The sequence below is a fragment of the Sporomusa sp. 246TCP1 genome (assembly GCF_057319775.1).
In genome coordinates this window covers 638,133-664,733 of sequence record NZ_CM170492.1, presented here as the reverse complement: position 1 = coordinate 664,733, position 26,601 = coordinate 638,133, and the positions used below count along the sequence as shown (strand labels likewise).

The window sequence follows — 26,601 nt, the reverse complement described above, 5'->3', positions numbered from 1 at the left end:
ACCGGGATGCAAACTGCATCCCGGTTTTTTTGTTTTTTATATCTTTTTCTCAATTGCTTCAATTACAGACTGAATAACCTTGACTCTGGCATATTCCTTGGAATTGGCCTCCACCAATGTCCAGGGTGCATAGCTTGTGCTTGTGCGGAAAAACATTTCATCCACTGCCGCCTCGTACGCTTCCCATTGTTCCCGGTTGCGCCAATCTTCCCCTGTTATTTTCCACTGCTTACCGGGATTAGCCAAGCGTTCTTCAAATCGTTTCTTTTGTTCCTCTTTATCAATATGCAGCCAACACTTGACAAGTACGACCCCAAAGTTTGCCCATTGTGCTTCCATTTCGTTAATCTCTTTGTAGGCCCTTCGCCAGTCACTTTCAAAGCAAAAACCTTCCACCCGCTCAACCAATACCCGTCCATACCAACTGCGATCAAAAATGGCGATATGACCCGCCTTCGGAACATTACGCCAGAAACGCCATAAATAATGATGGGCTTTCTCCTCATCTGTCGGCGCACTGGTAGGAATAACTGTATAACCGCGCGGGTCCATATGCTCAGTAAGGCGACGGATTGCCCCCCCTTTGCCGGCAGCATCCCAGCCCTCAAACGCAATTACTACCGGAACGCGTTTTTGATAGATAATGTGTTCCAGTTCTCTTATCCTTGTCTGGCACAACTTGATTACTTTCTCATACTCTACATCCTTTAACGTTTTTGTTAAGTCCGCCCCGGCAAGAATAGAGGATGTGAATATTTTGGCTGAGGCTAACCCGGACAAAGGGTTGCCAACAATGGCAACGTCAGGACAGCCAGCCGCCTCAGCAAGCGCAAACTGTTTCTCGATAGCTTGGACCACAGTTGCAATAATCTTTAAGATAGCATAACGCCGGTCATGAGCCTCAACAATAGTCCACGGAGCACTCTTGGCATCTGTCTGCTGCAGCATTTCTTCTATAACAGACAGATACTTATTATATTGCCGATGCTGTTCCCAGTCAACTTCTGTAACCCGCCAGGCAGCAGCTGGATCTTGCTCTAATACTTCCAGCCGTTTGCGCTGTTCTTTCTCACTAATATGTAAGAAAAATTTGATGATAAGCGTCCCGGCATCTGCTAGCTGCCGTTCAAAAGCGATGCTGTCATAAAACCTTTTTTCGGTTTCCTGGGCGCTGGCACTCTTACTTACGCGTTCAGCTACTATTTGAGTGTACCAGCTTCTGTCCAAAATAACCATCCGTCCACTTTGGGGGGTTTTGTTCCAGAAACGCCAGAAATAAGGCCGCATAGCTTCTTCTTGATTGAGTTCTCCGATCGAGTAGACATTAAAGCCACGCGGGTCAAGCGATAAGATAAGCTCATTGATTAAGGTTCCCTTACCTGCCGAATCCCAGCCCTCAAAAACTACTAGCACCGGAATTCCCAAATCCCTGGCCTGACGCTGCAGTTCACCCAGTCGCTCGCGTAATCCGTCAACCATACCTTTATACTCAACTTTACTAATCTTTTTCTTTAAGTCCACCTTTTCCAGCATACTGACGCCCCCCATTCCATGTAAGCTATGATACTTATCCCTATTTTACCAAATTCACCGATTCCCGTCACAGGTTAATGCGAATAAATATAGTAGTGGGCTTCTTTTTACCATAACGCTGAGCGGCATAGGTTACCCTATGCCGCTCAAGACTCGCTATGAGTGAAGCGTCCCTCCTTGTACAGTTTTTTTTTAAAATTTTGTGCTTAATTCAATTCCATAAACAGCACCAGGGTCATAGTAAAACCCTTCTGGAGTGCCGGTTCCTTTTTCTGAAACGACGTACTGGGTGGCGTAATGTTCATCTGTAATATTACGGCCGAACAGAGTAAGACTGGTAGCAGCATTTAACGTTTTTGTAACATTCACATCTATGGTCGTATAGTCACCTAAGCATTTACCATATTTGGAGAAGGATCCCACGCTGCGGGCGATAAGATTGCTGTCCCAGTCTTTTACATGATGGTGTAGACGCAATGTATAAAGATTATGGGGAATCTCTCCGTTATCTGTCACATTGCTGGAAGTTATGTAAGAATAACCAAGACTATAACTCCAAACTGGTGATAACCTTCCATAAAAACCGAGTTCCAAGCCTTTTCTTATTACGTCGGTATTATCGTATATATTAACCGTATCAGAACCTGACTTTTTGGTGCCAACAGAAACTTTATAATCATCAATATCATAAAAAAATGCCGTTAAGGAGGCGTTAAAAGCGTTACTATATTTCGCAGCAATCCCTGCCTCATATTTTAATCGAACTTCCGGATCTAAGACCTCATTATTCAGTGTCGTCAGATAACTATCAGTAGGTTGTTTGGAATAAGAAATACGAGTCGATAGACAATACACCGGATCTAACTTATAAGAGGCTCCCAGCGCGTAACTTGTTGCTTTTTCGGCCCACTGGTCTTCAAACCGATCGGTACCCTTGTTGCCGGTCACTAGGTAACGGTTGATACCTTTGGAAATATGTTTTCTATCGACTCGCATACCACCATCCAGAGTGAGCTTGTCATTGACATGGTTTTCATCATAGATGTAAAACCCGTATAATTCTTCCTTACGCTCAATTGTCTCGTAATAAAAAGCTCCTGTTGGCGAGTGCCACAGTAGAGCCTGTCCACCCAATTTTAGTGTATTGTTACCGGAAGTTATGGTATGGGATAAATTGAATTCACGCAGGTAATCTTTTTGATTATAAACGATCCTGCTTTTTTTGGAAAAGTATTCCTGGATAAAATCATCCTCAACCTTGCTGAACCCGAAACTAAACTGGGTTATATTGCGATCATCCCATGGTTTAGCCAGATTGAAGGAAAACATCATGGTTTTCAAGGGATCGTATTTCCATTTTGCATCTGACAGGGTAGAATCGACCGCCCCCCGCTGGAACTGTCGGCTCCCTCGATCCATATACAGAGATGTGCTGTAGGTAACATCTTTCCCCTCATAGCCGCTCTTTAGCAGGAAGCTGCCCGCATCACTGCCATTATACCAGTCGTCCTTGCCGTTCGTACTGGAGCGGGCGTAGCCTATGCCATAATAGTGATTATCTAGTTTTTCGCCATGAAAGATACTAAATTTCTCAGTATCAAAGGAGCTATAGCTGATTTTAGCTTCTGTAGCTGTGGTAGATGGCTTTTTGGTCGAAATGATAATAAAACCTTGGTTGGGTGAACCCAGGTTGGAGGTAAAAGCAGCCAGGGGGCCGACGGTCAAAACGGTAGAGTCGCGTATCAGTTTGACAGACTCGATCCATTCGACAGGCAGATTAACCAATATGCGGGACGACTGGGACCAGGGTATATAGATGCCATCTACGATAATTCCAATGGCATCGCCAGCCCGGCCCTGGACATTATTGAAGTCCTTTCTTCCTCTATAGGAAGTCATTATACCCATTCCCTGCTCAATGATTTCAAACACATCTTTTGGGTGCATGGATTCAATTTCTTTGCGGGTAAAAGTCTCAGTTGCAGTCTGACTGCTTGCGGGAAGAAAAAAACGATTATCGGTTTCTTCCGTTTTATTTATTTCCTCCACTCTGTTTGCCGATACTTTTACCGGGCTTAGCTCCGGAGGACTTTTTTCGGAGTTTTCTTCCGCAGTTGCCTGTACGGCTGAAGGAACGGTAAACATAGCCGCTAATAGCAGGACTGTCAGTATTTTCTTCACAAAATCACCTTCCTAACACTTGAATAAATTAATACTCTTATTTTCTTATTGCCCAAGTTTTCTTCATGTGCATCGACCTCCAAATTTTTATTATCAACTTAGCAGGGCCGCAGTAAGATGCTCCCCACAACGCAGCTGGTTGCGATAGTGAAGTAAAGTTGCATCCAGTGTCTGTAAGTGACTTAGAAAGGATTTTTCTTCTTCTGTTGTATCTATAATTTTATAAATTCCACCATTTTTGATTACAATTCGTTTATTTCCCATTAAGGCAAGAATGGGGTCATGGGTTGCCATCAGGACAATTTTTTCCCGTTTCAACAGTAGTTCTACCGCTTTCTTCCGGTCAATGCCGGCATTTTCGATTTCATCGATCAACACAATGGGCGATGTGCTCAAAAAAGCGGTGTCGGCAATCATTAAAGCACGGGACTGACCACCACTTAAAGCGGTTATCGGGGTGTGAGAAAAGATTTCTTCCCCGGCTAGTGAGTTAGCAATATAGAGTATGGTTTCGATCTTCTTTGCCGGATTCTCAATCATCCTACTTTCGGCGTGCATGCGAATAAAATCCACGACATTCATATCCATGACAAAATTCATGTTTTGGGATAGTTGAGCCACTAATTTATGTTCCAGTGAAAATCGCCATTCTTTTTTGGGTACACTGCCGTTAATAAGAATTTGTCTACCAGTCGGCGTATCATTCTGTGCCATCCATTCAATGTCGGCCAAAAGCCTGCTTTTCCCCGAACCGGTCGGTCCTACTATCGAGAGAATTTCTCCCGCCTTCATCGTCAAGGTAATGTTTTCCGCCTCACCAGATTTATTTCGCCCACCGATAATAGTAACAGATTCAATTTTAAATTCTACACCTTGATGAAGCTGCGACATATGCTGCATAAACAGGCAGAACTGTTCCTTCAGTTGTTCTTTTTCCAGCCCTTTGTCTTCCAAAAGCACGGGATCAAGGTTATTGAAGTATTCCAGCAGAGTAATGTCCTGTTCGGTCAACGGTAGTACCATGGTTTGAAAAAAATCTTTGGCATAACCATATTGTTGCAGAATACAAGGCATCGTCAATTGCAGTAATTTGGGCTCCGTCCTCATGACAAGTCATCCTTTTCATCAAATTGCATTTTACGTACATTGCCTAATTGAAAATCACGGCCTATTTTCGTTTCGCCGAGACAATAGGAGCATAACGCCGCCGGCATGGAGAAGCGAAGCTGACTGCCGCTTATTGAGTCGATATCAGGACTGTCCAGCAGGAGTTCGCTCAGTTCATGCCCGCCTTGACCTGTGATGCCATTTACATGCAGGATGATGCAGCGACCATTGGCCTGACGCACCCGAAATGCGAAAACTTCCCGCTCCGCCTGAGATACCACATCACCTTTGGTGATTACCACTATATCAGCCAGTTTGAGCATCGGCCCGATTTTTTTTGGCGTGTTGATTCCCATCAGATTATCAATTACGCAGACAGCTTTCACATTCTTGATGTGAGGTGCACAGCGATTGCACAGACCAGCGCTTTCCGAAAGCAAAATGTCAAAGTTTTTTTTCATTCCCCAGCGAACACACTCTTCGATATTACTCACAAAAAAATGATCAGGGCACAAATTACCGGAAATTCCGATAGCGACGGGAATTTTTTCCTGTTTATAGAGCAAATGATCATCGGTGGTGAGACAATCTAGTTTTATGACTCCGATAGCAATATTTTTTTGTTTAAAAGCTTTAATTGTATGTAGCAAGACTGAGGTTTTGCCGGACGAAGGCGGGCCAGATACGGTAATAAGTTTCATGCATTAATCCCCCGAAACGATTGAAGAAAAACCTGGTTCAACGTTTCTTTTAATTTTTCGATATCATTTGATTTTAGAAAATCCCAGCCCAACCATTTTAATGATGCATTTTCGGGTAACTGATTTTGGGCTTTGGGGTGAATACTGGGGAAAAATGCACCAGCGAAGATCTCGCCGATTTCCCTGCCGACGATATATTCGGCCAACTCCTTTAAATGAGGCGGCAAACCTGCTTTGACCATCATAATTAATGGATTAACAATGGCTCCGTCTTGGGGCCATATCAGAGTGACATGTTTCTTTTCCTTAACTAATTGAGCAAAAGAATAGGGCATAGCGCTTACTGCCGGAGAATCGGGGTTACCTGAGCCGATATATTTCACCATTTGAGAAGGATGCAACCCGGTTTTTGTTGCCCGTCCCAGCTTTGCGATTCCGTCTAAACCTTGGTCTTTGTAGGTGTTCATTAGAATACCCTCACAAAAATCATCGTCCGTGTGTCCCCGCAAAGCTAAAAGACCGGTATATTCCGGTCTTAGCAAATCAGCCCATGTCTCCGGCAGCGGCAAGTCCCGGTGCAAGGTCCGGTCAACAACTAGTACAGTTGGATTGAAACAGGGAATGGTATACTGGTGAAAAGCGTCGGGAATACCAACGCTTTTTAAGGTTTCATTAGTTTCATAAGGAATAACAAATTGAAAGAACCCCTTGTTGACAAACCGCTCAAGAAATCGCCGGAAAAAGAATCCGCTAAAACCCGGCGCCATCATGATATCCGGCAGTTCTGCTGCATCTTCACACAAAGCCAATTTAGAAAAAAAGCCAAGTTGTTGTGTGGCATTAGATACAATTTGATAATTAAGATCAACAGAATGAGTTCGTTTTAACCCCTGTACAAACATACTGACTTTTTGTTCGAAAGGGATTTTGAGCGGACATGGCATTAAAGCCAATAAATTTGTGTTCACAGTATCATTCTCTCCCCTCAATAGATGGTGCTGTAACGGTACCAGCATCAATACGCAGATTAATGGAACTCAAAATCATTTTTTGACCATAGTAAAAACGCAAATTTTTAACTTCAAGCAAATTAATGCACCTTCGAAAATATTTTCGGGGTATTATTTTAACAAAAACTAACTCATTAAAACAAAACCATGCTATTTGTTACTTCAATCACACTAATCATACTTATAAACAAAATATAACCTAATATAACTTAACTTGTCAATATTTTTCATTTTATACCTTAATTCGTCGTTATTGTTAAACTAACACATATTACAAAAAATTATGTCCTACAATTCAAAGGAATTTCCAAAGAATACTCTGGATATAACAATGGATAAATTACATTGAGGAGGAATAGAACTTGCGCATTCAAAGTGAAGACTACTCTCGTCTCTCAACAATTCAAAATGGAACTGAAAATACATCTTCTTCCACAGCATCACAGTCTGCAGCAACTCAGAGTAAAACTGATGAAAATAACTCAGACGCCTATGCTAAGAGTATTGATGGGGATACCGTTGAATTAAGTCAATCAGCCTTGCAAGCTTCAACAACAGGAACGCAGCCGCAAGCAAGCACAGCTGCTAGTTCCAATACTACAACTACACAGAGTACCGCTGCCGGAACTGAAGCAACCAATATTGATGGGGATACCGCCGAATTAAGCCAACTAGGCATGCAAGCTTCAATGAAGGGAACGCAATCGCAAACAAAACCAACAGACACCAGTACTACAACAGATACAACAGAAACCGAGATTGAAAATCTAGAAAAGAAACAAGATGAACTAGAGAAACAATTAAGCCAAATTCAACAACAAGCTACAACAGATGAAGAGACACAAAAACAAAAGGTACAAACGTTGAAAAATCAGATCCAGCAAATTGAGGCTGAGCTTCAGCAGTTAGAAGCTCAAGCGAGTGAAAGCGCCAATTAGTTCGGGTAACATTGAAATTAATAAAGACTCTGATGATGAGTTAAAATCGTTATCAGAGTCCTTTTATATGCAAGACCAGCATTGGCCGGGAAGAAATAAGTGACTTTTCAAAAGTATTGCTTTACAATTAAAGGTAACATACATAACTATAAAGATAGACAGAAGGAGCTTGTCTATGAGAATACTTTTAGTTGAAGATTCCTGCCGCCTGTCAGAAGCATTAGCCCATATTCTAAAAAAACATGGCTATATCGTTGAGACAGCCTTAGACGGCGAAACAGGTTTTACTCTGGCAACAACAGAAGCTTATGATATTTTAGTCTTAGATCGCATGCTTCCCCAAAGAGATGGCCTTGACATCGTCAAGACAGTTCGTAAGCTCAAAATTGACACTCCAATATTACTTTTAACAGCCAGGGACTCTACCCAAGACCGGATAGACGGTCTGGACGCCGGCGCTGATGATTATTTGGTTAAACCTTTTTCCACTGATGAATTACTTGCCCGTCTCCGTGCCTTAGCCCCATTTGTATATTCATTATCTGCGGAAAAAACTTGAAACTACCTGTATCAAAACTGTTAGAGGAATCGGTTATTACCTCATAAATGAATAACAGAGACGCTGGAATAATTATTCCAGCGTCTCTGTTATTTTCACAGCTTTCCCAATACCTGATAGACTTGCGCCACAACATCTTTTGGCTGCACACTGTTTATACATTCACTTGTCCCGATCCGGCATTTTGTCTTGTGACAAAATGAACACTGGCATTCGTTAACCACAAAGGCATTCTGATTACCAGGTGGCGTGTATGTGGCAGGATTAGTCGGCCCAAAGATTGTCACTGTTGGTGTTTCCAGGGCAGCTGCCATATAGAGTGGACCGGTATCACCGGCAATTACTACTGCCGCCTGTTCAAGCAGCGCCGCCATTTCTAAGAGGCTGGTTACGCCAATAGCATTGATTACCGGCACACCAGCCTTAATGGCTATCTCCCGCCCCCTGGCGACTTCACTCCGGCCACCACACAGCATAATTTTGAAATCCCGGGCAAGCATTCTGGCCGTTGTCGCAAACAGCTCAGGCGGCCAGTTCTTCGTTGGCCAGGTAGTACCAGGAACTACTATCGCCAATTTGTCTTGCACTGATACCCTTTCCCGGCTTAAATAGCTTTGGGCAAATTGCTTAGCGTTAGCAGGTACAGCAAGTGTCATCTTCCGAGTTACAGGAGTAATACCTAACGGGGATAATACGCCCAGGTACCTTTCGACAATATGGTTTCCCAGCGATTTAGCGGTCTTGGTCATCAGCAGCGGATTTAGTTCTCTGGCATCTTGCAGGCCAATCCGCAAGCTAGTCCTGGCCTGCCTGGCAATCATCCCAGTGAGAAAAAGCCCATGAATATCAAGCACCACATCATACGTTTTTGCTGCCAACTCTGCTTTCAAACGCCGCCACAGCCCAAAGGCCTGGGTAAATTCATAAGCCCGTAAATGTTTTTCAAAGCGTTCCCGTGACCAAATCATCAGGTGATCAATATCGGGATTATCTTTTAGTAGATCAGCACAGACTTCACCGACAAGCCAGGTGATTTTACAATCTGGCCAAGCCGCCTTCAGCGCTCCGGCCACCGGCGTACAATGAATAACATCACCGATTGAACTGAGCCTAATAATTAATATTTCTTTAGCCACAAAACTCCCTGCCTTTGACCATTCGGATAAGACTCCCGCCTCTATAGGCGGCGTTAATTCAGGTGGAGTAGACTCTCCACCTGAATTCCCAATGTTTCAGCTATGCTGAAACGAGTTCACTTCAGCTTTATTTTAGCAAGTGCTTCCGCAAGCGCATTATTGAAAGGCTGACCCTCTGTCTTTTGCTGCTGGTTCAGATAGCGTGACACATCTTTTTTGGAAATCTTGGTCTCGCCTTCTTTCTTTTTACGTTCAGTAAAGACCGCCAATTTTTCCCGGTAACCACAAACACAGGCAAAGGAACGCGCATCGCCTTCCCCCCGCAATTCAAGTTTCTTGTGACAGTTGGGACAGCGGGCGTTGGTTGTCAACGCAATGTTTTTCCGGTAGCCGCATTCACGGTCCTGACAGACAAGCACCTTGCCGCGCTTACCATTGACCTCCAGCAAGTACTTGCCACATTCAGGGCAGCGGGTACGGGTAATATTGTCATGCCGAAACTGTTCCTGACTGTTTTTTATCTCGATAATAATGGCTTTTGTATAGTCTCTTATCTCAGAAATAAAGGCTTGTTTTTGCAGCTTTCCTTTAGCAATCGCACTTAGTTTTTGTTCCCAGGCAGCAGTTAACGCCGGTGATTTCAGGTCAGTAGGCGCCAAGTCTAAAAGTTGCTTACCTTTGGCTGTAATAAAGATATCTTTACCCTTTTTCTCAATAACAAAACTACTAAATAGTTTTTCAATAATATCGGCTCTGGTGGCTACTGTACCCAGACCCCCGGTTTCACCGATAATTTGTTTAAGGGCCTGGCTCTCGCCTGACATATATTTTGCCGGATTTTCCATGGCAGATAGTAAGCTGGCTTCATTGAAAAGCGCCGGCGGCTTAGTTGCGCCCTTAGTCTGGGTAACCGTCGTAATCGGTAAAATATCACCTTTGCTTAGGCTAGGCAGCAGTTGCTCCGCAATATCATCAGTTTCTTCGTCCTCCAGGTGGTTGTTATATAACTCTTTCCAGCCAAGAGACAGCACTACCTTGCCCGTGGCAATAAAAGTTTCACTGCCAATTTGCGCTTGCACTGTTGTTTGCTCATATTCAAAAGGTGGATAAAGCACCGCCAAAAACCGTTTAACAACTAAGTCATAAATCTTCTTTTCCTTATCAGATAATGAGCTAAGCACTACTGACTGTTCAGTAGGAATAATGGCATGATGGTCTGATACCTTGCCGTTATCGACAAAATGACCGTTTGCCCTAATTGGGCTTTTGAGGACTTTGAGGATTTGTTTCGAGTAAAGACCGGTGTCACAAGCTTTCACCCTGTCTTTTAGTGTCTCTACAATATCTGTAGTGATATACCGTGAGTCGGTACGCGGGTAAGTCAAGGCTTTGTGGGTTTCATATAGCTTCTGCATAACTGATAGCGTTTCTTTGGCTGAAAATCCAAAAATTTTGTTAGCATCACGCTGTAACTCGGTTAAATCATACAAAAGCGGCGAGAAATTTTTCTTGTTCACTTTATGTACAGCTACAACCTCTGCCGATTTCCCTGTTATTGTACCCATTATTTTGTCACAGTAGGTTTTATCAAACGTCTTACTTTCTTTGGTCTTAGTATCTTGCCAGGTTAACTTGAGCCGCTCGGCAATTGCTGTAATGCCATAATAGGGTTGGGGCTGAAAACTCCGGATTTCCGCTTCCCTGCCAGCGATGATAGCTAGCGTAGGTGTCTGTACCCGCCCGCAAGATAGTTGCGCATTATATTTGGTAGTTAGCGCCCGGGTAGCGTTGATGCCGACAAGCCAATCAGCTTCTGAGCGGGCAACCGCTGAGGCGTAGAGATTCTCATAGTCTCTGCCAGACCGCAGCTTACTGAACCCTTCGCGAATAGCCTTATCTGTGACCGAGGATATCCAAAGCCGCTTTACTGGTTTATTGATATGGGCTTTCTCCAATATCCAACGGGCAACAAGCTCCCCTTCCCGTCCGGCATCGGTCGCAATAACAACTTCACTGACATCTTTTCTGCTTAACTGTTCTTTAACAGCATGAAACTGTTTGCCTGTTTGCTTTATTACCACAAGTTTAAGCTCTTTTGGCAGCATAGGCAAATCCTCCAGCCGCCAAGCCTTATATTTTTCATCATAGGCCTCCGGATCAGATAGTGTTACCAGATGTCCAAGTGCCCAAGTGACAATATATTTTGGTCCTTCAAGGTACCCGTTGCCTTTTGTATTACAATTTAATACCCTTGCTAAGTCCCGCCCAACAGAGGGTTTTTCAGCTAATACAACTATTTTACTCATAATAAGACCTCGCTAAAAATTATATAGCTATTATTATACCCGCTATTTGCCAATTTTGAAAGCTCAAGAAAACAGAGGCTTGCAGCAAGCCTCTGAATACTTTCCCCCTGGACAAGAGATAACTGCCGGTGGAAAGATCCCCCGGCAGTCTCCGAATAAAGCAAGATCTATTATATTAGTAAACGGGCTACCGGCGTACCGCCCTCGATGTGCTCTTCCATTATGGCCTCCACATCATCAGGCGTTACCGAGCCATACCAGACATTGTCCGGATAGACAACAACAATCGGTCCCTTATCACAAATTCCGAAACAGCCGGTGTTGGTGACAAAAACTTCTCCTCCTAGTTCTCGCTCCTCAATCTCCTCCATAAAGTTTGCAACAATTTCTACGCCGTCTTTAGTGTGACAATGACCTTTTTGCTGACCATTAGGCCGGGAACTTGTACACACAAAAATATGATATTTGGGCTTATTCATAGTTTACTCCTCCTTTTAATTAAAAAAAGTCGCTAACCCATATCTCTGGGCAGCGACTTCTACGTCACAAATTATATTATTCTATTTATATGAGTATACATAAAAATATCTTTAATGTCAAGAAGACGTTTTCTCTTCCCCATTGTTTTGTCCTTTATACAAGCCGATAATCCATGCTTCGGCCCTCACAAATGGCTGAGTTCCGGCTAAGGAAAATATGGTTAACGCCAGCCAGATTAAGCTAAATGATACTAGGTGAACAATTGTAAAAGGTTCATGATATAATACTACACCTATCGCTAAGGTAATTGTCGGCGACAGATACTGGATGAAACCCAGCAAGCTGAGCGGCAGGCAGTTAGCCCCACTGGCAAATAAGATAAGCGGCGTTGCTGTAACAGCACCGGCACCCATTAAAAAACCGGCTGTAAGCAAGGAAGATAGACTGAAAGAGCCACTTCCCTGTCCCTCAAGATAAAATAGATATAGCAAAGCGGCAGGTGACACAATCAGTGTTTCCAAAGTGGTAGCTGTTATCGCACCAATTTTTAACATTTTTTTGCACATGCCATAAAAAGCAAAAGAAATAGCCAGCGACAGCGAGACCCAGGGAATAGAACCAAAGCTTAGCGCCATATTCATAACACCAATACCAGCAAGCACAAAAGACACACTCTGCCATAAGGACAACTTCTCTTTCAACACAGCTACACCCAAAAAAACATTGACAAGTGGATTAATATAATAGCCAAGACTTGTTTCAACAACTCTGTTGGCATTCACGGCCCATATGTAGATCAGCCAATTAGCACTAATAAGCAGAGAAGCAATGACTAAACCCAATAGTTTTTTAGGCTGGTGGCTAATGTCCGCAGTTTCGTTACAAAACTGCCTTATCCCGCGCGTTACCAACAAAATAACAACCATAAATACACAGGACCAAATAACGCGATGAGCTAAAATCTCATAAGCAGGAACCTGGGACAGTTGTTTCCAATAAATAGGCAATACGCCCCATAGCAAATAGGCACCAGCAGCTGATAACACACCTACCATTTGTTCGTTTTTCTGTTTATCGTCAGTATTCATAACTTTGACCCCCACCGATTACCTAAACTTCGTGTTCTGCTTCATGCTGACCAATTGATTTTCGCCGCCAAAAGTAAAACGGATCATGTTCAATATCCTGGGCACGTCTCCCCATGATGTTAAATGCCCACTGAATGGACGGACCTAATGTAAAGGCTACAAGCAAAGTGCCAATACCGATAGGTCCACCAAGCAGGTAGCCCAAGGCTGCAACTGTCGCTTCCAGTATTATTCTTACCTTCCACACTGGCCACCCTGTTTTCCGAATTGCCCCGACCATAAAACTGTCGCGCGGCCCAGCCCCAAACGCAGCTGATAAGTAAAAGTAACTAGCCCAGCCAATAAGCCAAGTGCCGGCAAACAACATCGCCAGCTGCCCCACCCAGTTATCTGGTACAGAAATCCAATTGCCAGCCATAATAATATCGATAAACAAGCCAATAAAGTACATGTTTGCTAAACTGCCCCACCCTGGCTTGATTCCTAAAACCCAACTAAAGCTTATCACAATAATCCCTGTCATCTGTGAAACCTGCCCCATTGTTAAAGGCAGATAATTGGTTAGCCCCAGATGCAAAACATCCCAGGGCGCTGTCCCTAGGTCACTTTTTACTGTCAGGACTATTCCCAACCCAAATAGCCATAGACCAAAAAACAATCGGAGAATTCTCTTTAGCATCTGAACAGCTCCCTGAATTAACTAATATCAAATAGGTATTAGTTAAGCATATCACAACTCTGAAATATTTTACAGGAATAAAAACATTAGCGTATAGTAAAAAATACTTACCACCCTATTACAGACAGATACCTACTTCTGTACAAATTCTAAAAAAACACAATAACTTCTATAAAAATCCAATAACATCTGCAAGAAATTTCAAATTATAATTAAACTAACATTGTACTTTTGCGAAATGAGAGGCAAGTTATGAAACCTTCAGGAGACACTAAAAGTAATTTCAGGTGAAAAAATACATTTGCTATCTTGCCTAAAAGTAGGTATAATTTAGGCAAGATAAAGGAAGAATATTTATTAGTGGGGTGAGAAAATGGCTACACCAGTTATCAGACAGGTATCCGATATGCGAAAACCTGATGAAATCAAGGAAATTTGTTCGCACAATACTCCGGTCTTTGTCTTAAAAAATGGGGAAGTTCATTTTGTGGCTATCAGCCAGGATCAATTTGAGGATTATGAAAACTTGAAAGCACACCGTGAATTGCGAGCACAGTTGGCTATTGCGGAGGCGGAGAACCGCACAGGTGCACCAACAATAGAGCACAAGGAATTTATGGGTACTTTGAGGAAAAAGATACATGGCGATAAAACCATATAAAATTAGATATCTCCCCGCATCCCAAGCCGACTTACTAGGGATATTTGAGTATATTTCTCCTCTAAACATGTCCGCTGCTAATCATCTATTAGATGCCTTCGATAATGAAATAGCAAAGCTCGGGAGTATGCCGAGATTGGGCAAGGTAATTGATGATTATGAGTTAATGTCAAAAGGATACCGTGTATTGGTTGTAGAAAAACACTATGTCTTTTATGTGATAGATGAAGATGATCTTTCAGTCAAGGTTCACCGGATTTTATCAAGTCGACAAGAGTATTTACAGTGGCTTAATACAGCGATTATAGAGGATTAAACAAATATAAAGCCATCTACCAAGCCTTTGGCCGGATAGATGGCTTATTTATATAATGGAGAAATTGCTATGTCAAGTACCGCAAAAGGTTCGGTAAGGCCGGGTTGATGTTGATGGCTCAGGCAGTGTAGCGTAATCAACTTGTTCGGGGGAGTGCGCGTAAGGGCTTGCAAGAACCGCAAGAAGCCGCTCCAGCCTGCTGTAGTCTCCTTGTTTCACTGCAGCTTCCAACACGGCTTCTACCTGGTGGTTGCGAGGGATTATCGCCGGATTGCTGTTTTTCATCAACTGATGCGAGCAGACTTTGGTTTCCTGTTGCCTGCCTAACCTCGCCTTCCACAGCTCATACCACTGAGTAAATTCTGTGGTGCCAAACAGTACCGTATCCTCCGGCGTATCAGAAGTTAATGCGCGGAAAGTATTAGTATAGTCCACAGAATATTTCTGCATCATACTGAGGAGCCCTTCAATAAGAGATTCATCCTGGGCCTCCTGGTTAACTATTCCCAGTTTTGCTCTCATTCCCGCGAGCCAATTATTGCGATACAACTCCGTAAAATCTGCAATCGCCTCCTGGGCTAATGTAACAGCCTGTACCTGATCAGCATGCAATAACGGCAGCAGGGTTTCAGCAAATCGTGCCAGATTCCACCCGGCAATATACGGCTGATTGCCATAGGCATAGCGGCCTTGCATATCAATCGAACTGAATACCGTTTGGGGGTCATAGACATCCATAAAGGCGCAAGGACCATAATCAATAGTTTCTCCGCTAAGTGCCATGTTATCAGTATTCATTACCCCGTGGATAAATCCAACCAGTTGCCATTTGGCAATCAGGATAGCCTGACGCTTGATCACTTCTTTAAGCAGGGTAAGATATTGATTCTCATCAGCTGCAACATCCGGAAAGTGGCGCTTCAGCGTATAGTCAGCCAGAGCTCGTAAATCCTCAATAGTGCCCCATGTTGCAACATACTGAAAAGTTCCGACACGCAGATGACTGGCAGCAATGCGGGTCAGAATTGCCCCAGGCTGATTGGTTTCGCGGATTATTGACTCACCAGTTGTTACTACTGCTAAGCTGCGGGTAGTGGCAATACCTAGCGCATGCATTGCTTCACTAATGATATATTCGCGCAGCATCGGTCCAAGTGCCGCCCGCCCATCACCGCGGCGAGAGTATGGTGTTTTGCCCGAACCCTTGAGCTGAATATCAAATCGTTCCCCTTGGGGTGTGATCTGTTCGCCAAGTAACAGCGCCCGACCGTCCCCTAACATCGTAAATTGCCCAAATTGGTGGCCCGCATAAGCTTGCGCAAGCGGCACAGCGCCTTCAGGAACCCGGTTGCCGGCAAGCACTGCTACGCCATCTTTGCTTTGCAGTTCCTGGGTATTCAACCCCAGGGAGGCTGTCAAGGGATAATTAAGAATGACCAACTTCGGTGAAGGTACCGGGGTTGGCTTGAGATTACTAAAAAACAGCTTTGGCAGACAGGCATAACTGTTGTCTAATTTCCACCCTGTTTCTATTGTTGTTTTTTCTTTTATCATCTTATCTCCTTTTACTTGCGTACTTGTGCCTGGTAATGGGTTTGCAGTAGATGATGCGATTTCTCGCCTAATGGTTTTCCCAGCCAGGTATCGTATAATTCCTTAACTGCCGGATTTTCGTGGGACTTGCGAATAGCTGCCGCCTCATCGCATTCATAAATCGCGGCCATCCGTTGTGTACGAATTTCAGGTGATGTAGAGATTGGCTGACCACCACCGCCGATACAACCTCCAGGACAAGCCATGATTTCAATAAAATGGTAATCAGTTTCTCCTTTACGGATTTTGTCCAGAATGATGCGAGCGTTGGCCAACGTATAGGCGACAGCTACTTTTATCGTTTTTTCACCAATGGTAACTTCTGCCTCCTTGATGCCTTTAAGTCCACGCACATCATGATAGCCACTAGCACTCATCTCTTGCCGACCAGACTCAACCTTTTTGGCCGTACATGGCATTATTGATACAGACACAATATCTTGGGGATCGATTTTTGCTTTCTCCGCATAATAGGTTTTTGCTAGCACGCCAAATATTTGTTGTGGTGATTTTGTTGTCGATAAATGCTTGAGCAAGTCAGGATACATAAGTTCGACAAAAAGGCGTTACGGTAGTATTAAATCCCCGATTGGCAAAGGTATACACGTTAACCCCCTGAAGTCCGCTGCAAGCACGGATACACCTACCGCAGAGCACGCACTTATTCTGGTCGCGAACCAGCGCCGGATTCTCAGCATCAAGCGGGTAATCCTTCTTTTCTCTTTCAAATCTGATGTTGCGAATACCGCAATCAGCAGCAATTTTTTGTAGCTCACAATCCAAGTTGCGTTGACAAGAGAGACAATCTTGGGGATGGTTGGCTAATAGAAGCTCAACCACTGCTTTACGAGCTTCACGTACATCAGGGGGTATTCGTTTTAACAACCATCCCCTCGCTTACAGGAAAAACGCATGAAGCCACAAGGCCTTTTGCACCCACGACCTCAACCAAACATATCCGGCAAGATCCTTCAGGTCTATGCTCAGGATGATAACATAAAGTAGGAATCTCTACCCCAATATCTCTTGTGGCTTCCAGAACAGTTGCATCTTTCGGCACCTTAACTTGTTGTCCGTCAATCGTTATATTCACAAGCTCCAAAAAATCACGCCCCTTTGCGCAATTTAGCACTAACAAAAAAGAAGTTTTAAACCATTTATCTACTACTAGTATTTTGCTGATAAATTGATTAATACAAGGTATAATCTGTATCATGCCAAAGGCTAAATGTGTGGAAAAACTTGGCGATAAGTCAAGATCCAGTCCAACATTATTGCAATAAATAGCGCTTATGCGCGTAAAAATACCCACAACTTACTTTTTCAGTAAGCTGCGGGTATTTTCTCTGGTATGATCATAACAAAAGTTTCGCCACTGTCTACGCTTAACTACAAGCATTACCAATGCAGTCTAAGACTTACTATAAATGGCGATTATTGGTATGATTTATAAATTGTGAATACAAATTCATGTTGCTACCCCCAACGAAAGCAAGGCTTCAAGCACGCCCCCACCTACGGCCCTAGCTTTATCAGAAATACTAAAGCAATGTTCAAAACGGCAACGCGGATCGACATCGCCCACTTTCATTCCCGTATAAACCGCTAACCCATCGCGCAAAATACCGCGGAGTACGCCTGAGATTTTTACTTTAACAGGCATTTTATCTACGTAAGCAATAACATCGTTTTTACTAACGATGTCGCCGATATTTCGACGTGCCTGAAATATACCTTCGCTAGGAGCTTTTATAACCCTTTCATGAGTATAGCCGTCGATATTTCCTGGCACCCCGGTGTTAGGTAAAGCTTTTCCTTTGGTTATAACTCGCCCAAGGTCATGACCACGTACAGTTTCGACAACTGCATGGACATCATGTCCGGCTGTAAAACCAGGACCAATCCCAATTACAACGTCGGCATCGGTAATTGAAGTCCCCGTATTTTCCTTGGCTAAAATTGCATCTACGAGTGCCCATGGCTGAAGTAGATGTACCAAATTTGTCTTAGGGTCTATAAGCAGTGGAACTTTTCTTAAAGCCAGTAATTCTTCAATATTCTCTTTCTTCGCTAATCTTGCTTCAATGCCTTCGACTGAAGAAATGCCTGTATACACCGCTTCGGCAAAAGCTACCGTCCGTCTAATAACTGTTGGTTTATCTAATTCGGTAATAACAACGTCAAAACCGCTGCGAAAAAGTCTATGCACAATACCTGTGGCAATATCCCCGCCGCCTTTAACAACGACTAATTTCCTCATTAGCTTACCCTCATCCGCTATCATATTAGAATTATGCGTTTTGCTCCCAATCAGTATATACTTGGCCTATTGCCTGATTGAGCACTCTATGCACTAAGACAGGACTCGCCTTTTTTTTATATACGGCCGAAGCACGCTGCCCAAGTGTTGCGGTAATTTCCTGAAATGCCGCACTCACACTTTTCTCTACCGCCTCAACTGTTAATTTAGCTCCCAACAAAGCGTTTTCAGCATTCTGCATTCTAAAAGGGTTTTGAGCTAGTGAACCGGCTGAAATCCGACAGTCAGTAACAGTATTGCTTTCAAGTGAGTACCCGACTACCGCAGCCATACTAATTCGCGAAATTGCCAAGGCATTACGTCGGCCAAGCTTAACAAAAGCACTGCCACAAGTTTTAGGCAAGGCATCAAACGTAATCAATTTAACAAATTCGTCAGCTTCAAGTTTGGTCTTGCCAATACCTAGATAAAAATCTTTGAGCGGTATTTGCCTTTCTCCGCGCGCACTGGCTATCGTTAAGACGGCATCCAGCGCCATTAAAGCCGGCAGCGTGTCTCCAGCCGGCGAAGCATTTACTATGTTCCCACCCACCGTTCCAGCATTTCGTATTTGCGGCGAACCAACAGAAGCAGCAGCTTGGGCAAGCAAAAGTGCTTTTTCTCGAATTAAAGGCGCTTCCGCCAATTCAGTAAATGTAGTCATTGGCCCTACCTTTATTTTACCAGTTTGCTCTTTTATGCCTTTCATTTTTGTAATAAATTTCAAAGAAACTATGCATTCAGGATTAATACTTTGTTCACGCAACTGTATGACAACATCAGTACCACCAGCAAGAATTTTAGCTCCGGATTTTTCCCTTGCTAATATTTCAGCTAATTCTTCAATGCTTTTAGGCGCGTAATACGCCATCGATTCCATATACTTTTACCTCCTTTATTAATCTTGAAATTCTCTATTCCTCTTCAATCAATAACTCATAAGAACTAATGCTGCCAGATAGCATTACTCTCCCTTAATCAAATTTTCGGCCATATCATTAAGCTGTTGAGCTGTACCATTCACTTGCTGTACGGCCCCCGCAACCTGAGTGGAGGCTTGAGCTATCTGCCCAATTACGTCGTTTACATGAACTAACTGTTCATACAGTTGCCCGCTGTCTTTTTGTAATTCCCTTAAAACAGTGCCAATTTGTTTTGTCGAATCGGCACTGTTAGCCGCTAACTTTCTAATTTCTTCAGCAACAACCCCGAAACCGCGACCGGCATCCCCTACTCTGGCAGCCTCAATGGCTGCGTTTAACCCTAACAAATTAGTTTGACTGGCAATATCGTTAATAAACCGAATCACCTGATCTGTTTCGCCAACACGTATTTGGGAATTTTTTGCCACTTGGGAAAGAGTGTTGCTGACTGCAGCTATCTCTTCAGTCTGCGCTGAAATTTCCTCCGTGTTACTAGCTAGTAACTCCAGATTTTCCGCCAAATTTCCGGCCATGTCCCGCAAGAATTCTTCCCGTTCAATTGTCTGGGTAACTGCCATTGAACCAATTATTTCCCCATTCTCGGATTTAATTGGCATAGCCATAGTGATATATGGCACACCGTAATGAGACTTATCTACACGTCCAACTATGCGGTTACCTTCATGTACTGCCCGATAAATTCCCGTTCCCGGCAAAATTTTATCACCAGACTGACATTTTAAATCAAGTTTTTGCGCAGGCATATAAATTATTATTTGTTCACAATCAGTAAGTGTTACACCAATTTGACCGCCAAAAAGATTGTGCACTAACGGTAGTACACGGTTATAACAATCCAATTTGCTTGTAGTTTCCATGTTTTTCATCTCCTGAACATTACCATTATTTATAAAGCAATTATACATGGTTAGCTATGCTATATTATTGTTTCTCAATACTACTACTTTATAGCATTTTAATATCAGGTTCAATCTGAACATGGTTAGTAAGCTGCGCAAAATGATTTGGAATAAAAGCTCCATAATTATTAATAAAAATAGCTGCCCCTTTGATTTTCCCTTTGCTAAACCATTCCTGTGCTTTTTGCCAACCGTTGTTCAAAGCTGCCTCGACAATCTCCTGCGGCAGCTTGCCAACGTTAGCGACAACATAGTGACCTTTAATATCAATATTTGGGTCAATTGATTCCGCCAGCACCATTTGAATATTAGGATGAGGCGCATACGTAGCGTTACCTAAACTGGTTGCACAAGCATCAGCAAAGGCAGCGGAGCCTGCCGCAACTATAGCTGCTGTCGCTATTCCCTTAGTAAAACTGCGCCCACCAAGTCCGCTAGTTGTAATCCCGCCAATGCCATCGTGAGCGGTTATTTGTTTAACATGAGTAATTGATGCCCCAAGTGCAGGAGCCAATCCCACTGTTACACTTTCATCGTTCATCAGGCGAACAGCTATATCGCCGCCGTTATTTACTATTACCTTAGTCGAACCTTGTTCAACCAAATAGTCGGCAACAAGATCAGCAAATGAACCGGCAACTGCCGCCATCGGAGTAAGAGTTTCATCGCCTGATTCACGGACAGCGGCTACCATTTTTTGCAACACTATTGGAAATGCGCTTGTATCACCAATTCTTTCTTGCGGTTGCGCCGCAATATGCTTATATTCAGCTAATTCGTCAAGTAACTTCATCGCCCTCTGGGCAGCCGCCTTTTGGCATTCAATGAGCGGCTGTCCGTGGCAGCTTGCTTGAATATTCATTTGTATCGGGCCATAATCCAACCTTATCAGGCTTGAATTCAGCACTTCTATCATTTTTTCTGCTCCAAAACAACATCAACCAGTGGGCGAATTTTTTCCATATGACCGCCAATTTTCTTGTAAGTTTCTTTTGTTAACGTATATTCGACCGGAACAACGGTAGCTGGTGTAGCCACCCAAGTAAATGCTTTGGGAACAACTTTTTCGACATCTACCATAAAATTAATCCCGCCTCCTGGCAAAATAAACGTTGGCGCTCCGCCAATGGTCAGTTTTGCTTCGTTGGCGTGAACCGCTTTCGACAGCTTAATTGGATAGTTGGTAACACCGGCACGGGCACTTCCGCCTGTTCCACCAACGTAGACAGCAGCCACTCTGGCATCTTCACAATTAGCAGCAATCAGATCAACAGCCGCTTGAACGTCTGATGTCATAGTGATTTCTTTTACTGTCCCGTTAGCTTGCACTTCCACCAGGCCAGCCTTCTGACCAGTAGTTTCGGTAACGAGAATTTTCATGCCTTCATGTGCAATTTGCATATCAACTGCTTTGACTGCCTGAACAGGAGTTTCGATGTGTGTGCCACCCCATCCGTGACCAGCTTCTCCAAAATAGCGGCCACGGGTGCTCTTCCGTCCATTTACGACAACCCCGCTGAATTTCATACCAACTTCTTCACCAGCACGATGTTCAGACAGCAGTCCAATTACGTGATAGTCTAAAATAATGGCCTCCTCGACAACCTTGCACAACTGACTGGCAAACATCCCTATTGTGGCACTGCCACAGCCCACACGCATTTTTTTCTCAGCTACCTCGTCAATGACAGGAGCATGACCTACCTGCAATTCAAGTTTGCTACCATTTTCAACTTGCAGTGTTACTCTTTCGCCATTTGCTATTTGTACTATTGTTTTAGCTGCCATGAACCCGGCTCTACCACTGCTAAGAACATTTGCTCCGCCAATTGATAGCATTTTTGCCCCATATTCTTCCGTATCAACCATGCCAACAGTTTGGCCCTCACGGCGAACATTGGCTCCCTCAGCACCAATATGCTTGTTACAATCAATTTTAACCTTGATCCCGCTATAACTTAACGGTGCCTCAGTAACGACTGTTACAACTTCAACGCCGTCTACCGAATCTGAGACAATATATGGAGCAGGTTTACAACACGGATACTCCGTTCCGGCACCCACTGCAGTTATGAGTGGCTTAGCGGGAACTTCCGGATGCGGGTCGCCAGAATTCTCGTTATATATTACAAGCGGCCTAATCCGTACAAGTTTGCCGTCAATGTTGGTATAGCGCCTGCAAGCTCCCTGAAATTCCGGCTTAATCGCGCATTCAACCGGACAAGAACGACAGACGACCACATCAGCGGGGGTCTCTTCATTTTTTGTTACAGCGCCAACCGGGCAAACACGTAAGCAAATACTGCAACTTGCACACAGATCATAAATTTTTGCTTTTTTATCAACAATTTTTATTGCTCCAACTGGACAGTTCTTAACACAAATTCCGCAGCCTTTACATAGCTCTTCATTAACTAAAATCATTAAAGCCCCCCCTTAATCAACGTTGTCAGCGAAATAGTTAGCATGCTTGGGCAAAGAATATTTTCTTTGCCCAAGCATGCTATTCATTTTTATTTTAGCAAGGCTTTGACTGATTATCCGGTGCTTCCAGCGATTTGTTCATTGTCTCTTCACCCAAGACCAACACGTTCAACCCAATGAAGATTAATACACCGGCGAACATGGCAAATACAAGTGAAAACTTGTCCGGACCGGTAAACATAGCACCAACTATTATTGGTGCCAGCATACCACCGACACGTCCGAAGGCTCCTGCCCAGCCAGTACCGGAAGCACGTGCCTCGGTTGGGTACATTTCTGGTGTATAAGTATACATTAAACCCCATGCACCAAGGTTAAAGAAGGACATCAAGCAACCCCAAATCAGAATCTCGTTCCACGCAGTTGCAGTTCCAAACATATAGGCCGTACCTGCGCACAAGATGAGGAAGGCAGATATAGTCGGTTTACGACCAATTTTATCCACAAGAGCTGCAGCGGTAAAATAGCCGGGAATTTGGGCCAATGTCATCCACAACACGAATTCAAAAGACTGAACCATACTATGTCCTGCTTTAACAAGCAATGTAGGTAGCCACATGAAAATTCCGTAATAAGAGAATACTACGCCAAACCATAATATCCATAAGCATATCGTCTTTTTGAGATAAGGACCGGAAAACAATTGAGCAAGAGAAAATACACTTTTGGTAGGTGCAACCATGTCTGATGCTATAGGTGGTTCACCGCAAGCCACACCAAGTGAGCGTTCAACTTCACACACCAATTCATGTGCTTCTTGGAGTTTACCTTTTTTTATAAGATAATGTGCAGATTCCGGTACATGCCTCCATAAATAAAACACCCAGATTACAGGAAATGCACCTACATAGAAAGCAAGCTGCCAACCATACTTAGGAATAATAAGGTAGGATATAATTGCAGCTGCCAACCAGCCGAGTGCCCATGAACTTTCTAAAAGAACGATCAATCGTCCGCGATATTTGGTCGGTGCATATTCACTCATTAAGGTAACAGCAACCGGTACCTGACCACCAAGACCAAAACCAACGATAAAGCGAAATACCAATAGTGATTCGTAACTCCAGGCAAAACCACATGCGCCGGTACCAAGACCATAAATAAGTAACGTTGCCGCAAGTACTTTTTTTCGACCCATGTAGTCCGCTAAAGTACCTGCCAGAGCAGCACCCACGGCCATACCAACTAGGCCCATACTACCAATAAAACCAATCTGTGCCGGAGTCAATTTCCAAATAGCCATCAATTTGGGAAGTACAAATGAGACGATACCCGTATCCATTGCATCAAACGCCCAACCTACGGCAATAATACCTAATAAACGCCAATGCCATTGTCCCAGTGGTAAATTCTCTAAACGTTGAGTAACACTTGCCATTTTTTCTCCTCCTTATATCCGATTATCAAAACAATTTACTTTTTTTCCAGATGCAGTTTTTAATTCCTCTAGGGCAGCCAATACCTTCTCCGGCGAAATCGGCAAACTATATATTCTAACGCCGATAGCGTCATACACTGCATTGGCTATAGCAGCGGCAGTAGGAATCAACGCTGGTTCACCTACACCCTTAGCCCCAAATGGGCCAGATGGTTCGTTGTCTTCAACAATAATTGTTTCAAAATCAGGCGAATCTAGAGCTGTTGGAATAAGATAAGAATCGAAGTTGAGATTTTTTATATGGCCGTTTTCCACGTTAAGTTCCTCAAGCATACTAAAACTCATGCCCATCAAGCTACCGCCTTCAATTTGGCCTTCAACCAACAAGGGATTGATAGCTTTACCGACATCATGAGCAGCTATAACTTTGGTAACCTCAATCTTACCTGTCCCTGTGTCAACTTCAATTTCCACAACTTGCGTCGCGAAGGCATAGGTTCCAAAAGGCCGGCCCTGCCCGGTTTCCGGGTCAAGTCTGGTAGTATCAGGATTAAACCAGCCATGCCCAAGTGTTAAAATCCCTTTGCTACGGCAGGTTGCTATAACATCTTTAATTAACAGCTCGGTTTTATTACCATTAACCCAGACACATCCATCTGCAAAGCTAATTTTCTCTTCAGGTACAGCTAGTTGCTCCGCAGCTTCACTTATTACATTTTTTTTTGCCTCTTTTGCGGCCAATCTAACAGCATTCCCTGAAATATAAGTTTGACGGCTCGCCGATGTAGCACCACCTTCAGGAGTAACTAACGTATCAGCGGAAATAACTATTATCATTTCATAAGGAACCCCTAATTCTTCCCCTACAATTTGCGCTAATATAGTATCCGAACCTTGTCCTATATCGGCACAGCCTACTAAGACATTAACTGAACCATCACTATGCCATTCCACGTAAGCACTGGCCGGATTAGGAAGTCCGGTATTTCCAATACCATACCACATACATCCAATTCCTACTCCCCGTTTTTTCATTTTTTCACCTCCCTCATTACTGCCGAGCTTAATAGCCCTGCCTTCTCGGCGGCTTGTTCAAGAGTACCTTTTATCCCAACACTGTCCTTTAGCAGTTGTCCGGTTGCCGTAAAACTACCATTAACTAACACATTACGAAGACGAATTTCCACTGGAGTAATGCCAAGTCTCTCCGCAAGTAAATTCATTTGCGACTCATGGGCAAAAGCTACCTGTGGCACACCAAAACCACGCATGGCTCCTGCCATAGGATTATTTGTATAAACGCCATAGGCATCACCCCATACGTTAGGCACTTCATAAGGCCCCGTAGCGTGTACTGCCGCCCTTGTCAAAACACCAGGGCCATACGATGCATACGCTCCCGTATCGGCAATAATCTTTACCTGAACGGCAGTGAGTTTGCCGTTCCTAGTCGCCCCGGTTTTATATTCCATATAGTAGGGATGCCGCTTACTTGAACTTACCATTGATTCTTCCCGAGTATAGACAATTTTTACCGGACGGCCAGTATAATAGGCAAGCAAAGCAATATAACAATGGACCGAAATATCCAACTTTCCACCGAACCCTCCGCCGGTAACAGTCTGTACTATTCGCACATGACTGACATCCATGTTTAAAGTACGGGCGACCTCACCCCGGTCGTAATGAGCGTTTTGGGTTCCCACCCATAGGGTAATATCAGACCCATCATATTCCGCTACCCCTGCTTCAGGCTCAATGTATGAATGGGCAACTTGCTGAGTATGATAGACATTTTCAACAATTATATCTGCCGCAGCAAACCCTTCTTCAATATTCCCTTTACGAATTTTTTGTAAACACAGAATGTTACTTTTATGAACAAGAGGAGCTCCCGGCTTCATTGCTTCTAACGGATCAAACACCGCCGGCAGTTTCTTTAGTTTAACATCAATTAATTTTATTGCTTCTTCCGCCGCTTTTTCTGACTCTGCTGCAACCACAGCGATAGCATCTCCGATACGACGAATCTTGTCGTTTACTAAAACCGGCTCATCTTTAACAATAATGCCATTATTGTTTGTTCCTGGGATATCGTCTGCCGTTAATACCTTCACTACTCCAGGGTATGCAACGGCTTTTTTTATATCTATTGCTTCGACAACAGCGTGAGGAACCTTACTACGCAGCACCTTTGCATACAACATACCCGGACGCTTTATATCAGCGGCAAAAACTGCTTTTCCCATTACCTTGTACAGCGCATCTTTGCGAATAACAGAAGTCCCAACTCCCGTTTCACCCATACT

Annotated in this window: 27 protein-coding genes; 5 read left to right on the top strand and 22 right to left on the bottom strand. The window is 43.6% G+C overall.

What is annotated here, in order from left to right:
- Positions 1-36: 36 nt before the first annotated feature.
- From pap to AC1ECB_RS03115, 5 genes are all read right to left on the bottom strand, one after another.
- Positions 37-1,533, bottom strand: coding sequence for a polyphosphate:AMP phosphotransferase (gene pap / locus AC1ECB_RS03135; protein WP_485667423.1), 1,497 nt, complete (start codon positions 1,531-1,533; stop codon positions 37-39).
- 192 nt (positions 1,534-1,725) lie between these two features.
- On the bottom strand, positions 1,726-3,714 hold the full coding sequence (locus AC1ECB_RS03130) for a TonB-dependent receptor plug domain-containing protein (protein WP_485667422.1): 1,989 nt from the start codon (positions 3,712-3,714) through the stop codon (positions 1,726-1,728).
- 93 nt (positions 3,715-3,807) lie between these two features.
- Positions 3,808-4,821, bottom strand: coding sequence for an ATP-binding cassette domain-containing protein (locus tag AC1ECB_RS03125; RefSeq protein ID WP_485667421.1), 1,014 nt, complete (start codon positions 4,819-4,821; stop codon positions 3,808-3,810).
- On the bottom strand, positions 4,818-5,522 hold the full coding sequence (locus AC1ECB_RS03120) for a GTP-binding protein (protein ID WP_485667420.1): 705 nt from the start codon (positions 5,520-5,522) through the stop codon (positions 4,818-4,820). Before AC1ECB_RS03120 ends, AC1ECB_RS03125 begins: the two co-directional genes overlap by 4 nt.
- Positions 5,519-6,490, bottom strand: a complete 972-nt coding sequence (locus tag AC1ECB_RS03115; protein WP_485667419.1) for an ABC transporter substrate-binding protein — start codon at positions 6,488-6,490, stop codon at positions 5,519-5,521. The genes AC1ECB_RS03120 and AC1ECB_RS03115 overlap by 4 nt, the downstream gene beginning before the upstream one ends.
- 404 nt (positions 6,491-6,894) lie before the next feature.
- Here AC1ECB_RS03115 and AC1ECB_RS03110 point away from each other — a divergent pair, with 404 nt between their 5' ends.
- From AC1ECB_RS03110 to AC1ECB_RS03100, 3 genes are all read left to right on the top strand, one after another.
- Positions 6,895-7,470 carry a FlxA-like family protein gene (locus AC1ECB_RS03110; RefSeq protein WP_485667418.1) on the top strand — a complete coding sequence of 192 codons (576 nt, stop codon included), beginning with the start codon at positions 6,895-6,897 and terminating at the stop codon, positions 7,468-7,470.
- Between the two features lie 175 nt (positions 7,471-7,645).
- Positions 7,646-8,029, top strand: a complete 384-nt coding sequence (locus tag AC1ECB_RS03105; RefSeq protein ID WP_485667417.1) for a response regulator — start codon at positions 7,646-7,648, stop codon at positions 8,027-8,029.
- Entirely contained in the window at positions 7,998-8,084 is an 87-nt protein-coding gene (locus AC1ECB_RS03100) for a winged helix-turn-helix domain-containing protein (protein ID WP_485669267.1), read from the top strand. Before AC1ECB_RS03105 ends, AC1ECB_RS03100 begins: the two co-directional genes overlap by 32 nt.
- 40 nt (positions 8,085-8,124) lie before the next feature.
- On the opposite strand, the gene AC1ECB_RS03095 is transcribed toward AC1ECB_RS03100, so the two are convergent.
- From AC1ECB_RS03095 to AC1ECB_RS03075, 5 genes are all read right to left on the bottom strand, one after another.
- Positions 8,125-9,165, bottom strand: coding sequence for a glycosyltransferase family 9 protein (locus AC1ECB_RS03095; protein ID WP_485667416.1), 1,041 nt, complete (start codon positions 9,163-9,165; stop codon positions 8,125-8,127).
- Between the two features lie 116 nt (positions 9,166-9,281).
- Positions 9,282-11,471 carry a DNA topoisomerase III gene (locus tag AC1ECB_RS03090; RefSeq protein ID WP_485667415.1) on the bottom strand — a complete coding sequence of 730 codons (2,190 nt, stop codon included), beginning with the start codon at positions 11,469-11,471 and terminating at the stop codon, positions 9,282-9,284.
- A 170-nt stretch (positions 11,472-11,641) separates the two neighbouring features.
- Positions 11,642-11,950, bottom strand: coding sequence for a 2Fe-2S ferredoxin (locus AC1ECB_RS03085; RefSeq protein WP_485667414.1), 309 nt, complete (start codon positions 11,948-11,950; stop codon positions 11,642-11,644).
- Between the two features lie 117 nt (positions 11,951-12,067).
- Positions 12,068-13,039 carry an EamA family transporter RarD gene (gene rarD, locus AC1ECB_RS03080; protein WP_485667413.1) on the bottom strand — a complete coding sequence of 324 codons (972 nt, stop codon included), beginning with the start codon at positions 13,037-13,039 and terminating at the stop codon, positions 12,068-12,070.
- Positions 13,040-13,061: 22 nt separating this feature from the next.
- Positions 13,062-13,718: a YczE/YyaS/YitT family protein gene (locus tag AC1ECB_RS03075; RefSeq protein ID WP_485667412.1), complete on the bottom strand. Its 657-nt coding sequence runs from the start codon at positions 13,716-13,718 to the stop codon at positions 13,062-13,064.
- Between the two features lie 373 nt (positions 13,719-14,091).
- Here AC1ECB_RS03075 and AC1ECB_RS03070 point away from each other — a divergent pair, with 373 nt between their 5' ends.
- Positions 14,092-14,379, top strand: a complete 288-nt coding sequence (locus AC1ECB_RS03070; protein WP_485667411.1) for a hypothetical protein — start codon at positions 14,092-14,094, stop codon at positions 14,377-14,379.
- The gene (locus AC1ECB_RS03065; protein ID WP_485667410.1) at positions 14,360-14,695 is read left to right on the top strand and encodes a type II toxin-antitoxin system RelE/ParE family toxin; all 336 of its coding nucleotides are present in this window, start codon (positions 14,360-14,362) and stop codon (positions 14,693-14,695) included. Before AC1ECB_RS03070 ends, AC1ECB_RS03065 begins: the two co-directional genes overlap by 20 nt.
- Before the next feature lie 72 nt (positions 14,696-14,767).
- Here AC1ECB_RS03065 and AC1ECB_RS03060 read toward each other — a convergent pair whose 3' ends face one another.
- The 12 genes from AC1ECB_RS03060 to AC1ECB_RS03005 all read right to left on the bottom strand — a co-directional run bounded on the left by AC1ECB_RS03060 (position 14,768) and on the right by AC1ECB_RS03005 (position 26,598).
- Entirely contained in the window at positions 14,768-16,249 is a 1,482-nt protein-coding gene (locus AC1ECB_RS03060; RefSeq protein WP_485667409.1) for a protein adenylyltransferase SelO, read from the bottom strand.
- Between the two features lie 11 nt (positions 16,250-16,260).
- The gene (locus AC1ECB_RS03055) at positions 16,261-16,836 is read right to left on the bottom strand and encodes a [Fe-Fe] hydrogenase large subunit C-terminal domain-containing protein (protein WP_485667408.1); all 576 of its coding nucleotides are present in this window, start codon (positions 16,834-16,836) and stop codon (positions 16,261-16,263) included.
- Positions 16,826-17,173 carry a 4Fe-4S binding protein gene (locus AC1ECB_RS03050; RefSeq protein ID WP_485667407.1) on the bottom strand — a complete coding sequence of 116 codons (348 nt, stop codon included), beginning with the start codon at positions 17,171-17,173 and terminating at the stop codon, positions 16,826-16,828. The genes AC1ECB_RS03055 and AC1ECB_RS03050 overlap by 11 nt, the downstream gene beginning before the upstream one ends.
- A complete protein-coding gene (locus AC1ECB_RS03045) occupies positions 17,151-17,381 on the bottom strand; it encodes a 2Fe-2S iron-sulfur cluster-binding protein (RefSeq protein WP_485669266.1) in 231 nt (76 codons plus the stop codon). Before AC1ECB_RS03045 ends, AC1ECB_RS03050 begins: the two co-directional genes overlap by 23 nt.
- 375 nt (positions 17,382-17,756) lie before the next feature.
- Positions 17,757-18,548 (bottom strand): selenium-dependent molybdenum cofactor biosynthesis protein YqeB, encoded by a 792-nt coding sequence (gene yqeB / locus AC1ECB_RS03040; protein WP_485667406.1) that lies wholly within the window; start codon positions 18,546-18,548, stop codon positions 17,757-17,759.
- 31 nt (positions 18,549-18,579) lie between these two features.
- Positions 18,580-19,467, bottom strand: coding sequence for an FAD binding domain-containing protein (locus AC1ECB_RS03035; protein WP_485667405.1), 888 nt, complete (start codon positions 19,465-19,467; stop codon positions 18,580-18,582).
- A gap of 84 nt (positions 19,468-19,551) precedes the next feature.
- A complete protein-coding gene (locus AC1ECB_RS03030; RefSeq protein WP_485667404.1) occupies positions 19,552-20,388 on the bottom strand; it encodes a methyl-accepting chemotaxis protein in 837 nt (278 codons plus the stop codon).
- Positions 20,389-20,476: 88 nt separating this feature from the next.
- Complete coding sequence (locus tag AC1ECB_RS03025) at positions 20,477-21,346, bottom strand: hypothetical protein (protein ID WP_485667403.1); 870 nt, start codon at positions 21,344-21,346, stop codon at positions 20,477-20,479.
- Entirely contained in the window at positions 21,343-22,854 is a 1,512-nt protein-coding gene (locus AC1ECB_RS03020) for a DUF362 domain-containing protein (protein WP_485667402.1), read from the bottom strand. The genes AC1ECB_RS03025 and AC1ECB_RS03020 overlap by 4 nt, the downstream gene beginning before the upstream one ends.
- A gap of 94 nt (positions 22,855-22,948) precedes the next feature.
- The gene (locus tag AC1ECB_RS03015) at positions 22,949-24,292 is read right to left on the bottom strand and encodes an MFS transporter (protein WP_485667401.1); all 1,344 of its coding nucleotides are present in this window, start codon (positions 24,290-24,292) and stop codon (positions 22,949-22,951) included.
- Between the two features lie 12 nt (positions 24,293-24,304).
- Positions 24,305-25,327, bottom strand: coding sequence for a xanthine dehydrogenase family protein molybdopterin-binding subunit (locus tag AC1ECB_RS03010; RefSeq protein WP_485667400.1), 1,023 nt, complete (start codon positions 25,325-25,327; stop codon positions 24,305-24,307).
- Positions 25,324-26,598 (bottom strand): xanthine dehydrogenase family protein molybdopterin-binding subunit, encoded by a 1,275-nt coding sequence (locus AC1ECB_RS03005; protein WP_485667399.1) that lies wholly within the window; start codon positions 26,596-26,598, stop codon positions 25,324-25,326. The genes AC1ECB_RS03010 and AC1ECB_RS03005 overlap by 4 nt, the downstream gene beginning before the upstream one ends.
- Positions 26,599-26,601 lie beyond the last annotated feature (3 nt).